The 12,587-nt window shown below is 72.1% G+C and carries 14 protein-coding genes and 1 tRNA gene; 11 read left to right on the top strand and 4 right to left on the bottom strand.

Going from position 1 to position 12,587, the window contains the following annotated elements; all coding sequences use genetic code 11:
* The first annotated feature begins 14 nt into the window (after nt 1–14).
* The 7 genes from ACF06X_RS08315 to ACF06X_RS08285 are packed head-to-tail and all read left to right on the top strand — an operon-like array spanning nt 15 to nt 6,974.
* Complete coding sequence (locus ACF06X_RS08315) at nt 15–971, top strand: SCO3242 family prenyltransferase (protein WP_392286889.1); 957 nt, start codon at nt 15–17, stop codon at nt 969–971.
* The gene (locus ACF06X_RS08310) at nt 968–1,867 is read left to right on the top strand and encodes a sugar phosphate isomerase/epimerase family protein (protein ID WP_392286418.1); all 900 of its coding nucleotides are present in this window, start codon (nt 968–970) and stop codon (nt 1,865–1,867) included. Before ACF06X_RS08315 ends, ACF06X_RS08310 begins: the two co-directional genes overlap by 4 nt.
* Nucleotides 1,861–2,418 (top strand): EboA domain-containing protein, encoded by a 558-nt coding sequence (locus ACF06X_RS08305; protein WP_392286417.1) that lies wholly within the window; start codon nt 1,861–1,863, stop codon nt 2,416–2,418. The genes ACF06X_RS08310 and ACF06X_RS08305 overlap by 7 nt, the downstream gene beginning before the upstream one ends.
* Nucleotides 2,418–3,266: a TatD family hydrolase gene (locus ACF06X_RS08300; protein ID WP_392286416.1), complete on the top strand. Its 849-nt coding sequence runs from the start codon at nt 2,418–2,420 to the stop codon at nt 3,264–3,266. Before ACF06X_RS08305 ends, ACF06X_RS08300 begins: the two co-directional genes overlap by 1 nt.
* Before the next feature lie 12 nt (nt 3,267–3,278).
* Nucleotides 3,279–4,448 (top strand): metabolite traffic protein EboE, encoded by a 1,170-nt coding sequence (eboE, locus tag ACF06X_RS08295; protein WP_392286415.1) that lies wholly within the window; start codon nt 3,279–3,281, stop codon nt 4,446–4,448.
* Nucleotides 4,445–5,851, top strand: coding sequence for an alkaline phosphatase family protein (locus ACF06X_RS08290; RefSeq protein ID WP_392286414.1), 1,407 nt, complete (start codon nt 4,445–4,447; stop codon nt 5,849–5,851). The genes eboE and ACF06X_RS08290 overlap by 4 nt, the downstream gene beginning before the upstream one ends.
* A gap of 49 nt (nt 5,852–5,900) precedes the next feature.
* On the top strand, nt 5,901–6,974 hold the full coding sequence (locus ACF06X_RS08285; protein ID WP_392286413.1) for a sugar phosphate isomerase/epimerase family protein: 1,074 nt from the start codon (nt 5,901–5,903) through the stop codon (nt 6,972–6,974).
* A gap of 103 nt (nt 6,975–7,077) precedes the next feature.
* Here ACF06X_RS08285 and ACF06X_RS08280 read toward each other — a convergent pair whose 3' ends face one another.
* On the bottom strand, nt 7,078–8,409 hold the full coding sequence (locus ACF06X_RS08280; RefSeq protein ID WP_392286412.1) for a DUF2254 domain-containing protein: 1,332 nt from the start codon (nt 8,407–8,409) through the stop codon (nt 7,078–7,080).
* A 188-nt stretch (nt 8,410–8,597) separates the two neighbouring features.
* Between ACF06X_RS08280 and ACF06X_RS08275 the strand changes: the two genes are divergently transcribed.
* A tRNA-Leu gene (locus ACF06X_RS08275) sits at nt 8,598–8,685 on the top strand.
* Nucleotides 8,686–8,712: 27 nt separating this feature from the next.
* On the opposite strand, the gene ACF06X_RS08270 is transcribed toward ACF06X_RS08275, so the two are convergent.
* The 3 genes from ACF06X_RS08270 to ACF06X_RS08260 are packed head-to-tail and all read right to left on the bottom strand — an operon-like array spanning nt 8,713 to nt 10,314.
* On the bottom strand, nt 8,713–9,456 hold the full coding sequence (locus ACF06X_RS08270) for a class I SAM-dependent DNA methyltransferase (RefSeq protein WP_392286411.1): 744 nt from the start codon (nt 9,454–9,456) through the stop codon (nt 8,713–8,715).
* Nucleotides 9,425–9,871, bottom strand: a complete 447-nt coding sequence (locus ACF06X_RS08265) for a hypothetical protein (protein WP_392286410.1) — start codon at nt 9,869–9,871, stop codon at nt 9,425–9,427. The genes ACF06X_RS08270 and ACF06X_RS08265 overlap by 32 nt, the downstream gene beginning before the upstream one ends.
* A gap of 5 nt (nt 9,872–9,876) precedes the next feature.
* Complete coding sequence (locus ACF06X_RS08260; protein ID WP_392286409.1) at nt 9,877–10,314, bottom strand: ATP-binding protein; 438 nt, start codon at nt 10,312–10,314, stop codon at nt 9,877–9,879.
* A 256-nt stretch (nt 10,315–10,570) separates the two neighbouring features.
* Here ACF06X_RS08260 and ACF06X_RS08255 point away from each other — a divergent pair, with 256 nt between their 5' ends.
* The 3 genes from ACF06X_RS08255 (at nt 10,571) to ACF06X_RS08245 (ending at nt 12,566) form a co-directional block, all read left to right on the top strand.
* Nucleotides 10,571–11,443 carry a helix-turn-helix domain-containing protein gene (locus tag ACF06X_RS08255; protein ID WP_392286408.1) on the top strand — a complete coding sequence of 291 codons (873 nt, stop codon included), beginning with the start codon at nt 10,571–10,573 and terminating at the stop codon, nt 11,441–11,443.
* Entirely contained in the window at nt 11,444–11,680 is a 237-nt protein-coding gene (locus tag ACF06X_RS08250) for a DUF397 domain-containing protein (protein ID WP_015037566.1), read from the top strand.
* Between the two features lie 79 nt (nt 11,681–11,759).
* A complete protein-coding gene (locus ACF06X_RS08245; RefSeq protein ID WP_392286407.1) occupies nt 11,760–12,566 on the top strand; it encodes an SAM-dependent methyltransferase in 807 nt (268 codons plus the stop codon).
* The last annotated feature ends 21 nt before the right edge of the window (nt 12,567–12,587 follow it).

Here is a 12,587-nt window from a genome sequence, read left to right as displayed (position 1 = left end):
CGGCGGTGACGGTGGTGACGGCGGTGAGCGGGCGCCTCGCCCGGCGCGTCGCCCGGCGCGTCGCCCCGTGGGCGGAACTGCTCCGCGTCTCCGCCCTCTGCACCGTGCCCGGAGACGCCCTCGCCGGCGCGGCGGCCGCGGGCCTGCGCCCGAACCGCGCCACGCTCCTGGCTATCGGCGCCTCCGTCTGCCTGTACGAGGCGGGCATGGCGCTCAACGACTGGGCCGACCGCGCCGAGGACGCCGTCGACCGCCCGCACCGTCCGATCCCGTCCGGACGGATCACCCCCCGCGCGGCCCTCACCGCATCGGCGGCCCTGACGGCGGCCGGCCTCGGCCTCGCCGCCCGCGCGGGCCGCCCGGCGCTCGGGGTCGCCACCGCCCTCGCCGCGACGGTCTGGTCCTACGACCTCCACCTCAAGCACACCCCGGCCGGGCCGGCGGCGATGGCGGCGGCCAGGGCCCTGGACCTCCTCCTCGGCGCCACCGCCACGGGGGGCTCCCCCTCCCCCTCCCCCCGCCCACCCTCCCCGCGCCCCCGCCCTCCCGCCAGCCCCCTCGCCTCCGCCGCCCTCCTCGCCGTACACACCTACGCCGTCACCGCCGTGTCACGGCACGAGGCCCAGGGCGGCTCCACCCGCGCCCCCTCGCTGGCCCTCGCCGCCACCCTCGCCGTGGCCGCGACCGCGACCCGCCCGGTCGCAGGCGACCGGACCCCCGCCGCGCCGGCCCGTCTCGTCGTCGCCGCACTCGCCGCCGACTACGCCCGCACCCCCGCCGCCCCCCTCCTCCACGCGGCCCTCAACCCGTCACCGCCCCTCACCCAGCGCTCCGTCGGCGCCGGCATCCGCGCCCTCATCCCCCTCCAGGCCACCCTCGCCGCCCGCTCCGGCGCCCCCGTCACCGCCCTCGCACTCCTCGCTCTCGCCCCGCTCGCCCGCGCCCTCGCCCGGAAGGTGAGCCCCACATGAGCACCCCCCTCACCCCCGGCCCCGCTCCCCGCCTCGGATACGGCACCAACGGCCTCACCGACCTGCGGCTCGACGACGCCCTCGCCCTCCTCGCCGACCTCGGCTACGACGGTGTCGGCCTCACCCTCGACCACATGCACCTCGACCCCCTCGCACCCGACCTCGCCGCACGCACCGCCCAGCTCGCCCGCCGCCTCGACGGCCTCGGCCTCCAGGTCACGGTCGAGACCGGCGCGCGCTACGTCCTCGACCCGCGGCGCAAGCACGGCCCCTCCCTGCTCGACCCGGACCCCGACGCCCGCGCCACCCGCACCGGTCTCCTCCTGCGGGCCGTCCGCGTCGCCGCCGACCTCGGCGCCCACGCCGTCCACTGCTTCAGCGGCATCACCCCCGAGGGCACCTCGGAGGCCACCGCCTGGAAGCGTCTCGCCGAATCCCTCACCCCCGTCCTCGACGCCGCGGCCGCCGCCCGTGTCCCCCTCGCCGTCGAACCCGAACCCGGTCACCTCCTCGCCACCCTCGACGACTTCCACCACCTCCGCGGCCTCCTCGGTGATCCGGAACCCGCCGTCCTCGGCCTCACCCTCGACATCGGCCACTGCCAGTGCCTGGAGCCGGCCGCCCCGGCCGACTGCCTCCGCGCCGCCGCCCCCTGGCTGCACCACGTCCAGATCGAGGACATGCGCCGCGGTGTCCACGAACACCTCCCGTTCGGCGAGGGCGAGATCGACTTCCCGCCCGTGCTCGCCGCCCTCGCCGACCTCACGGCCGGCGGCTACCAGGGCCTGACGGTCGTCGAACTGCCCCGCCACTCCCACGCCGGCCCCGAACTCGCCCGCACCTCCCTCGCCTTCCTCCGCGACCACCCGGCCCGACGGGAGAGCCCGGCATGCTGACCGACTCCGCCCGCCGCTGGCTCGACGAGGCCCTCACCGCCGCCGCTGCCCGCACCTCCCTGTGGGAGCTGCGCTTCGCCTCAGCGGGCCGGCACTGCGGCCAGGAACACGCCGACTCCGTCCGCGTCCTGCTCCTCAAGGAGGCCCGCGCCGACGCGACCACCCTGACCCGCCTCTACCACCACGGCACCGCCGCCGAACGCCGCGCCGTCCTCCTCTCCCTCCCCGCACTCCTCACCGGCCCGCAGGCCCTCCCCCTCGTCGAGGACGCCCTGCGCACCCACGACACCACGCTGATCGCCGCCGCCCTCGGCCCCTACGCCGCCTCCCATCTGGCGCCCCACTCCTGGCGCCACGCCGTCCTCAAGTGCCTCTTCACCGGCGTCCCCGTCGACACCGTCGCCGGCCTGGCCCACCGAGCCCGAGGCGACGCCGAACTCGCCCGGATGCTCACCGACTTCGCCGCCGAGCGCACCGCCGCGGGACGCCCCGTCCCCGACGACCTCCACCGCGTCCTCACCCTGACCGCCGCCCCCACGGAGGACTCCTGATGCGCATCTTCGACCCCCACATCCACATGACCTCACGCACCACCGACGACTACCGCGCCATGTACGACGCCGGCGTCCGCGCCCTGGTCGAACCCTCCTTCTGGCTCGGCCAGCCACGCACGTCACCCGCCTCCTTCTTCGACTACTTCGACTCCCTCCTCGGCTGGGAGGCCTTCCGGGCCGCCCAGTACGGCATCGCCCACCACTGCGCCCTCGCCCTCAACCCCAAAGAGGCCAACGACCCCCGCTGCACCCCCGTCCTCGACGCCCTGCCCCGCTACCTCGTGAAGGACAATGTCGTCGCCGTCGGCGAGATCGGCTACGACTCCATGACCCCGGCCGAGGACACCGCGCTCGCCGCCCAGCTCCAGCTCGCCGCCGACCACGGCCTGCCCGCCCTCGTCCACACCCCGCACCGCGACAAGCTCGCCGGCCTGCGCCGCACCCTCGACGTCGTACGCGAATCGGCGCTCGCCCCCGACCGGGTCCTCCTCGACCACCTCAACGAGACCACCGTCAAGGAAGCCGCCGACAGCGGCGCCTGGCTCGGCTTCTCCATCTACCCCGACACCAAGATGGACGAGGACCGCATGGTCGCCGTCCTCAAGGACCACGGCCCGGACCGCGTCCTCGTGAACTCGGCCGCCGACTGGGGCATGAGCGACCCGCTCAAGACCCGCAAGGTCGGCGACGCCATGCTCGCCGCCGGATTCTCCGACGACGACGTCGACCAGGTGCTGTGGCGCAACCCCGTCGCCTTCTACGGCCTCAGCGGCCGCCTCAGGCTCGACCTCCCCTCACCCGACACCACCCACGAGGGCAACTCCATCCTCCGCGGCGGGGAATGAGGGAGGCCGTCCATGCGCTTCCGCCACCCCGACGGCTCCACCGTCCACCTCGCCTACTGCACCAACGTCCACCCCGCCGAAACCCTCGACGGTGTTCTCGCACAACTCCGCGACCACTGCGAACCCGTCCGCCGGCGCCTCGGCCGGGACCGCCTCGGCATCGGCCTCTGGCTCGCCCGCGACGCCGCCCACTCCCTCATCACCGACCCCGTCTCCCTCCGTGCGCTGCGCGCCGAACTCGACCACCGCGGCCTCGAAGTCGTCACCCTCAACGGCTTCCCCTATGACGGCTTCGGCGCCGAAGAGGTCAAGTACCGCGTCTACCAGCCGGACTGGACCCGCCCCGAACGCCTCGCCCACACCACCGACCTCGCCCGACTCCTCGCCGCGCTCCTTCCCGACGACATCACCGACGGCTCCGTCTCCACCCTGCCCCTGGCCTGGCGCACCCCCTTCGACTCCCACGCCGCCGACACCGCCCGCGCCGCCCTGACGACCCTCGCCGAACGCCTCGACGCCCTGGAGGAGCTGACCGGCAAATCGGTCCGGATCGGACTCGAACCGGAACCCGGCTGCACCGTCGAGACCACCGCCGACGCGATCGCCCCGCTCACCGCCGTCTCGAGCCCCCGCATCGGCGTCTGCGTCGACACCTGTCACCTCGCCACCTCCTTCGAAGACCCCCGCACCGCCCTGGACGACCTCGCCGCCGCCGGGATCCCCGTGGTCAAGTCCCAGCTCTCCGCGGCCCTGCACGCCGAGCACCCCCACCTCCCCGAGGTCCGCGCCGCGCTCGCCTCGTTCGCCGAACCCCGCTTCCTTCATCAGACCCGCACCAGCACCGCCACCGGACTGCGCGGCACCGACGACCTCCCCGAGGCGCTCGCCGGCCGGTCCCTCCCCGACGGCGCCCCCTGGCGCGCCCACTTCCACGTCCCCCTCCACGCGCCGCCCGCTCCTCCGCTCACTTCCACCCTCTCCGTGCTCCAGGACACCCTCGGCCTCCTCGTCGGCGGCCCCCGCCCCCGCACCCACCACCTGGAGGTCGAGACCTACACCTGGCAGGCCCTTCCGGCCGCGCGGCGCCCCCGCAACCGCGCCCGCCTCGCCGACGGCATCGCCGCCGAACTCACCCTGGCCCGTGACCTCCTGACCGACCTCGGCCTCAAGGAACTCCCATGACCGGTCCCCGGAGCGACACCCGACCCACCCCCCTCCTGGTCCTCGACGTCGTCGGTCTCACCCCCCGCCTCCTGACGCACATGCCCCGTCTGAAAGCGCTCGCCCGGTCCGGCTCGCAGGCCGCCCTCTCCACCGTCCTTCCGGCGGTCACCTGCACCGCCCAGTCCACCTTCCTCACCGGCACCCTCCCCTCCGAGCACGGCATCGTCGGCAACGGCTGGTACTTCCGCGAACTCGGCGACGTCCTCCTGTGGCGCCAGCACAACGGCCTCGTCTCCGGCGACAAACTCTGGGACGCGGCCCGCCGCGCCCACCCCGGCTACACCGTGGCCAACATCTGCTGGTGGTACGCCATGGGCGCCGACACCGACATCACCGTCACCCCCCGCCCCGTCTACTACGCCGACGGCCGCAAGGAACCCGACTGCTACACCAGGCCCCCGGCCCTCCACGACGAACTCACCGAGAAACTCGGCACCTTCCCCCTCTTCCACTTCTGGGGCCCCGGCGCGGACCTCGTCTCCAGCCGGTGGATCATCGACGCCACCCGCCACATCCTGCGCACCCGCCGCCCCGACCTCGCCCTCTGCTACCTCCCGCACCTCGACTACGACCTCCAGCGCTTCGGCCCCGACGACCCGCGCTCCCTGCGCGCCGCCGCCGAACTCGACGCCGCCCTCGGACCACTCCTCGACGAGGCCCGCACCGAAGGACGCACCGTCGTCGCCCTCTCGGAGTACGGCATCACCCGCGTCGACCGGCCCGTCGACATCAACCGCGCCCTGCGCCGCGCCGGGCTGCTCGAGGTCCACACCCAGGACGGCATGGAGTACCTGGACCCGATGGCCTCCCGTGCCTTCGCGGTCGCCGACCACCAGCTCGCCCACGTCTACGTCCGCCGCCCCGAGGACCCCGGCGAGATGGCCGCCACCCGCGAAGCCCTCGCGGGCCTCCCCGGCCTGGAACGGCTCCTCGACGACGAGGGCAAGAAGGAACACGGCCTCGACCACCCCCGCTCCGGGGAGCTCGTCGCCCTCGCCGAACCCGACGCCTGGTTCACGTACTACTACTGGCTCGACGACGCGTTGGCGCCCGACTTCGCCCGGCTCGTCGAGATCCACCGCAAACCCGGCTACGACCCCGCCGAACTGTTCATGGACCCGCTCGACCCGTACGTACGGGTCAGGGCGGCGAAGGCGATCGCCCGCAAGAAGCTCGGCATGCGCTACCGGCTCGCGGTCGTGCCCCTCGATCCCTCACCTATTCGCGGCAGCCATGGCCGCCTCCCCACGAGCGACGACGAAAGTCCGCTCATTCTGTGCTCCACCCCCCGCGCTGTGAGCGGCCGCGTCGCGGCCACCGATGTGAAGTCCCTCTTGCTCCGACTGGCCGGTCTCTGCTGACCGGACTCCAGTGAAGCAGACCCCACCGACAACGAGGAGTTATCCACAGATGAGCCGCACCCGACGTATCCACAGCACCCCGGCCGACCCCGAACTGGCCCGTAAGCTCAGCAGACGGAACATGCTCGGAGTCGCCGCCGGCGCCACCGCGGCCGCCCTCCTCGGCGCGACCGCCCCCGCCGCGGCCGCCACCGAAGCCGCCCCGGCCGCGGCCGACCCGGCCACCCGCGGCGACGGCCACGGCAGGCCCGTGCTGCCCCCCGGCCGCCTCGGCATCCAGCTCTACTCCCTGCGCGACAAGGTCTCCACGCTCGGCTTCGCCACCGTCTTCGCCGAGCTGAAGAAGTACGGCTACGACGAGGTCGAGTTCGCCGGATACACCCAGGGCTCCGCCGGCCCCCTCACCCTCGCCGAACTCAAGCGGCTCACCCGCGACCACGGCCTGCGCGGCATCGGCAGCCACGTCGGCTACTACTCCTCCGATCCCAAGGCCTACACCTTCGCCCAGAACCTCGACCGGGTCCTCGACGACGCCCAGGCCCTCGGACTCCCGCACATCGGCACCGCCTCGGGCCCCTGGCGCTACGGAGCCACCGTCGACGGCTGGAAGCGCTGCGCCGAGGAGTTCAACCGGTACGGGGCCGAGGCGAAGAAGCGCGGCATGAAGTTCTACCAGCACAACCACGCCGAGGAGTTCTCCTTCGCCACCGACCGGCCGGACGTCCGCCTCTACGACGTCCTGCTCGCCGAGACCGACCCGGACCTCGTCCACCTCGAAATGGACATCTACTGGGCGTACGTCGCCCAGTTCCGCTTCTCCCGCCGCGCCGACGGCACCCCGGCCCCCTTCGACCCGCTGAGCTACGTCCTCGACCAGCCCCACCGCTATCCCCTCTTCCACGTCAAGGACGGCGAACGCGACGACTCCCTCCGCGACGGCTACCGCATGGCGGACGTCGGGGACGGCGACATCGACTACGGGCGTTTCATCTCGGCCGTGAACCGCACACGTCACGGCCGCCACGCCCACCACTGGCAGGCCGAACGCGACAACCCCGTCGAGTCGTTCGACTTCGCCCGCAAGTCCAGCGCGCACCTCCACTCGCTGCGGGAGAAGAGCTGACCGGGCGGGTCACTCCGACCCCGCGTCGCGGCTGATCGACCGCGGGTCCGGGAGAGGCAGCCGAGGCCCGCCCCATGCCAGCCCGCCCCGTGCCAGCCGGCGTTCAGCCGATCCCCTGACGGTCCGCCGCCAGGGCGAAGGCCACGTCGGCGGCCTCCGGCGCCGTGCGCTCCACCCGCTGGACCAGGAGCGTGCGGTGCCGGACCAGCGGCTCCCGCCGGTCCTCCGGAGCCAGCGACAGCAGATCGTCGAGCCCGGCCAGCATCCGCCGGGACACCTGCGGGCTGTCCGCCGCGCAGCCCCGGATCTCGGTGAACCCCAGATCCACCAGATCGGTCCACCCCGGTACGTCCTGCACCAGGCGGACCTCACCCTTCCGGTCCCGGTGCAGGACGGCCCCCAGCGGCCGGTCCGCGAGCACCGCGAGGATCTGGACGATCCGGTCCAGGCACTGCACGGCCGTCGTCGGGTCGTTGACGGCGGGGGAGAGGGCGCGCAGCGCGATGTCGGCGAGCTGGCGCAGCCCGAAGCCGAGATCCTGGTGGAAAGTCCGTTCGACCCCGACGGAGACCGCCGCCGCCATCCGGCGCGGCGCCCGCCCACCGTGTACGGCGAGGATGCGGGTCCCCGGCACCACGAAGTCCCCGATCCGCGGCAGCAGCCGCAGTACGACTCCGTGCCGCCGCGCGCCCCGCACCAGCCACGCCACGTTCACGTCCCGCAGCACCCCGGCCCGCCCCCGGTGCACCAGGTGGGCCGTCGGCTCTCCCAGCTCACCGGCCTCGTCGCCGTACGCCGGCTGCTTGGCCAGGACGGCCAGCGACTCCGTCGTGATCCGTTCCACCACGTGCCCCACCCGCATCAGCCGCAGCGTCGTGTTCACGTACGCCACGAAGAGCAGCAGGCTCACTCCCACCAGCAGCAGCGTCAGCACCGACTGCACCAGCGGCACGCTCGTCACGTACCGGGGGTCGGTCTCGCTCTCGTACGAGGTCAGCACGAGCAGCGACAGCAGAAAGGTGGCGAGGAAGACGGAGAAGGTCGCCTTGGTGATGCGGCTGCGGATGAAGATCCGTACCACCCGGGGGCTGAACTGCCCGCTCGCCATCTGAACGGCGACCAGCGAGATGGAGAAGACGACACCGATGAAGGTCATCATGGCCGAGGCGATCGTCGTCACGATCGTCTTGGCGTCGTCGGCGATCCCGATCAGTTCGGAGATCTCCTCGTACGCGCCGTCGTCGCGCAGGACGCCGATGATCGCCTCGTCCAGCGTCGCCGCGGCGATCCACAGCGCGAACACGGCCACCATCGACGCGACCGGCGCGAACCAGAAGGTGTCCCGCAGATGCTCGCGCAGCGGCGACAGCATCCGGGGCCGGCGGTACTCGGAGAAGTAACCCACCTCGCGGAGGCTAGGCCTCCCTCTCCCCATGGGGTGCGACGACGCCCCGTGAAGCCGTCGTAACACTCCGCACGGGCGGCTCCCCGGCCCCGCCCGGATCAGCGCCGACGCACCCACCGCACCCCACTGACCACGGGAAACGCGGGTGAAAGCCACCTCGAACCCCTGGTAGAGTTATCCATGTCGCCGCGGGGAAAACCCCGAGCGACATACACCTTGTCCGGGTGGCGGAATGGCAGACGCGCTAGCTTGAGGTGCTAGTGCCCTTTATCGGGCGTGGGGGTTCAAGTCCCCCCTCGGACACCAGCCGAAATCCCCGTAGTTCCTCGCGAACTACGGGGATTTTCGCGTTTCCGTATGTCCGTCTTTCCTTACTTCCGCGCCCACCAGTCGGCACTTCGGGCTCCCGTCCTCGCGTCGGCCCAGGCTCTCGATCGCCATGAGCGACACGTCGAACCCCGCCCGCTCCAGCCTCGCCCGTACGTCCGCGAGCCGGAACGTCCGGTAGTACATGACGAAGCGGGGTCGCCACACCGCGTTACGGACCCGCATCACGGCGTCGAAGCCGAGCAGGGCCCAGTAGGGCGGCGAACCGACGCGCGGGGGAGCCGGGAGGGGAAAGGCGAACCGGCCGCCCGGGCGGAGGGAGGCGTGGACCTGGGCGAAGAGCGGCACCTGCTCGCGCGGGAGGAAGTGGCCGAAGGCGCCGAAGCTCACTGCCAGGTCGAAGACCGGGGCGAAGGGGAGGGCCAGGGCGTCCGCGCGGATCAGGGTCGCCGTGGGGTGGGCGCGGCGGGCCTCGGTCAGCATGCCCGCGCTGAAGTCCACGCCCGCGACCCGGCCCGTGCACAGCGTCCGGAGGACGGAGAGGCCCGCGCCCGTGCCGCAGCACACGTCGAGGCCGGTGGCGAACGGGCCGAGCGGGCGCAGGGTGTCCGTCACCGCGGAGAGGAGGTGGTCCGGGGTACGGAAGGGCGTTTCGTCGAACTTCTCGGCCAGCAGGTCGTAGCCGCGTTCCACCGAGGAGAGCGCCTGGAAGGTCAGCTCACGGGCGGTCGGGCCCTGTGGGGTGAACATGCTCAGACAGTACGCCGTCGCCTGGCGTCCGCACGGCCGTCCAGGACGGAGCGATGCCGGTCAGCTGGCAGGTGAGCAGATAGAGCGGGATCGGTGGGGAGTACGGGGAGGTGCCGTCCGGGTGGTGGATCAGGCGCGGGCGGCGGTCCGGGATCTCCGCGCCGGGGGCGTAACAGGCCGGCATCGGCCAGATCAGGTCCAGGTCGGAGCCGGCCGGGACCAGCCACCACCACCAGTCGGTGTCGGCGTAGACGCAGCCCTTCGCGGGCAGGCGGGAGAGGATCCGGAAGCCGTAGCGGGCGGGCACGCCGACGGCGTCGCAGCCCAGCCTCGTCGAGAAGGCCGGCGGGACGATCAGACGGGTCGAGCCGGTGGCCGTGGACCTGCGGCCCCGGGGGGTCAGCAGCGTCGCCATCGACCTCAGCACGGCTCACCCATGCCATGGGCCAGCTCCGCCCACACGACTCTGGCCGTCCCGTGTCCCGTGCGTTCCGCGCCCCAGGCGCTGCACAGGCTGTCGACGAGCACAAGGCCGCGGCCGCGCTCCTCCTCGCCGCAGTCCCGGATCAACGGGTCGCCCGCGCCGCCCTCGTCCCGTACCGCTATGCGCAACTGCTCCTCGCCCTCCCGCAGTTCGCAGACGACATGGCCGCTCGCGGTGTGCACGACCGCGTTGGTGACCAGTTCGGAGACGATCAGCGTCACCGTGTCGCGTATCTCCGGATCGCAGCCCCAGAGGATGAGCCGCTCCTCGGCCAGTCTGCGGGCGCGCGCGACCGATTCCGTGCGGGCGGGGAGTTCGAAGGCGAACCGCCGGATCTCGGGGCGGAAGACATCGGTGCGTGGGCGCTGGGTCATGACGCGGGGGCTCATGAGGCCTGAGGGGAGCGCGTTACCAGAAGCCACGACCGGTTCCTCACAACAGTGGGTAAGCAGCGCCGTACGTCGCCCACCGTGGCGGCGCGCGGCGGCAGCGCGTACTGGTTCACCGGAATACTCTGCTCCCGACTCGGACACTTGGCAAGGGGCACTCTGAAAATTGCAGAGTGCCATGTTCTCTCTGGCACCTCTTCGTGGCACACTCGGTCCAAACAGCGCGTCGGGGAGGTCTGAAGTGAGCGAGCCGCGGTCCGCCCCCACGGTGGGACAGGTCGTCCTCGGCAAGCGACTGCAGGATCTGCGCGAGCGGGCCGGCCTGAAGCGGGAGGAGGCCGCCAAGGTCCTCCGCGTCGCGCCGGCCACCATCCGGCGCATGGAGACCGCGGAAGTCGCGCTGAAGATCCCGTACGTACAGCTCCTGCTCAAGGCGTACGGAATCACCGACTCCGAGGCCGAGGGGTTCATCGCCCTCGCCGAGGAGGCCAACCTTCCCGGCTGGTGGCAGCGGTTCCACGACGTGCTGCCCGGCTGGTTCTCCATGTACGTCAGCCTGGAGGGGGCCGCGAGCCTCATCCGCGCCTACGAACCACAGTTCGTCCCCGGTCTGCTGCAGACCGAGGAGTATGCCCGCGCCATCCTGCGCAGTGGGGCCGTCGGCGGGAGGAACGCCGAGAACGCCGAGGAGACAGAACGTCATGTAGCCCTGCGGATGGAGCGTCAGTCCCTGCTGACCAGGGAAGACGCGCCGAAGTTCTGGGTGATCATGGACGAGACCGTCTTCCGTCGTCCGGTCGGCGACGGGCCCGAAGTGATGCGCGACCAGCTCGGCCGGCTGCTCGAAGCGTGCGAGCTGCCGAACGTCACCCTGCAGATCGCGGAGTTCGCGTCCGGCCATCACCCCGGCACCTACGGACCGTTCGTCCTCTTTCGCTTCGCCATGCCCGAACTCCCGGACATGGTCTACAGCGAATACCTCACCGGCGCCGTCTATCTCGACGCGCGCCCCGAGGTGGCCTCTCACCTCGAGGTCATGGACCGCATGGCGGCCCAGGCCGCGACTGCACAACGCACGAAGGAGATCCTCAGGGATCTCCGCAAGGAGCTGTGAATGGACCGCATATACAACGGCATGCCCGCCGCGGAACTGGGTGCCGAGGGTTGGCACAAGCCGTGGAGCGGCGGGAACGGGGGCAACTGCGTGGAGGCCATGAAGCTGGCCGACGGCAGAGTCGCCGTGCGACAGTCCGCAGACCCCGAGGGACCGGCGCTCATCTACACCCACGGCGAGATCGCCGCGTTCATCCAGGGAGCGAAATCCGGCCAGGCCGACTTTCTGCTCACGTGAGCCCTTCCGTCACACCCCTACCGTCGCGTAACTCTTGATCCAGCAACCGTCGTTCTCTCCGCCGACCAGGAGCTCTCCGATGACCCAGGACCCCGCAGCCGTACGGATCGACACCAGCAGGCCGCATCCCGCGCGGATGTACGACTGGTTCCTGGGCGGCAAGGACAACTACCCGGTCGACGAGGAGATGGCCCGGCAGCTGCTCACCGTCGACGCCCGCGGCCGGGACATGGCCCGGGTCAACCGGGCCTTCATGCACCGCGCCATCCGCTGGCTCAGCGCCAACGGCGTACGGCAGTACCTCGACATCGGCACCGGCATCCCGACCGAGCCCAACCTGCACCAGATCGCCCAGCGCGCCGCGCCCGAGTCCAGGATCGTCTACTGCGACAACGACCCGATCGTGCTCGCGCACGCGGCCGCCCTGCTGCGCTCGACGCCCGAGGGGGCGACCGAGTACATCCAGGCGGACGCCCGCGACCCCGAGCTGATCCTCGAAAGAGCCGGAAAGGTCCTTGATTTCGACCGGCCCATCGCTCTGTCGATGCTCGCCCTGCTGCACTTCGTCGGGGACGAGGACGGGGCGTACGACCTGGTCGGCAAGCTCGTCGACAAGCTCGCATCGGGCAGCTACCTCGTCCTGTCGCACGTCACCGGGGACTTCGACCCGGAGGGCGCGGCGAAGGCGGCGGGCATGTACAAGGCCCGCGGGCTGACCCTGCGGCCGAGGTCGCGGGAGGAACTGGCCGCGTTCTTCGACGGTCTGGAGCTCGTCGAGCCCGGAGTCTCGCTCACCGCCGAGTGGCACCCGGAGCTGGGCGAGGTCGTCCCGGTCCAGGGCGACGACCCCATCCCGGGATGGGCCGCCGTCGGACGCAAGCGCTGACGATCTCCCCGTACGCGCGGG

Source organism: Streptomyces sp. NPDC015346, assembly GCF_043078785.1.
In the GTDB taxonomy this organism is placed as follows: domain Bacteria; phylum Actinomycetota; class Actinomycetes; order Streptomycetales; family Streptomycetaceae; genus Streptomyces.
This window is presented reverse-complemented; position numbering and strand designations above follow the sequence as displayed.

Coding starts and splice junctions, on each gene's coding strand:
- ACF06X_RS08310 (WP_392286418.1), top strand. CDS start 968: ATGAGCACCCCCCTCACCCCCGGCCCCGCTCCCCGCCTCGGATACGGC.
- ACF06X_RS08305 (WP_392286417.1), top strand. CDS start 1,861: ATGCTGACCGACTCCGCCCGCCGCTGGCTCGACGAGGCCCTCACCGCC.
- ACF06X_RS08300 (WP_392286416.1), top strand. CDS start 2,418: ATGCGCATCTTCGACCCCCACATCCACATGACCTCACGCACCACCGAC.
- eboE (WP_392286415.1), top strand. CDS start 3,279: ATGCGCTTCCGCCACCCCGACGGCTCCACCGTCCACCTCGCCTACTGC.
- ACF06X_RS08290 (WP_392286414.1), top strand. CDS start 4,445: ATGACCGGTCCCCGGAGCGACACCCGACCCACCCCCCTCCTGGTCCTC.
- ACF06X_RS08285 (WP_392286413.1), top strand. CDS start 5,901: ATGAGCCGCACCCGACGTATCCACAGCACCCCGGCCGACCCCGAACTG.
- ACF06X_RS08280 (WP_392286412.1), bottom strand. CDS start 8,409: ATGGGGAGAGGGAGGCCTAGCCTCCGCGAGGTGGGTTACTTCTCCGAG.
- ACF06X_RS08270 (WP_392286411.1), bottom strand. CDS start 9,456: ATGTTCACCCCACAGGGCCCGACCGCCCGTGAGCTGACCTTCCAGGCG.
- ACF06X_RS08265 (WP_392286410.1), bottom strand. CDS start 9,871: ATGGCGACGCTGCTGACCCCCCGGGGCCGCAGGTCCACGGCCACCGGC.
- ACF06X_RS08260 (WP_392286409.1), bottom strand. CDS start 10,314: ATGACCCAGCGCCCACGCACCGATGTCTTCCGCCCCGAGATCCGGCGG.
- ACF06X_RS08250 (WP_015037566.1), top strand. CDS start 11,444: ATGGACCGCATATACAACGGCATGCCCGCCGCGGAACTGGGTGCCGAG.
- ACF06X_RS08245 (WP_392286407.1), top strand. CDS start 11,760: ATGACCCAGGACCCCGCAGCCGTACGGATCGACACCAGCAGGCCGCAT.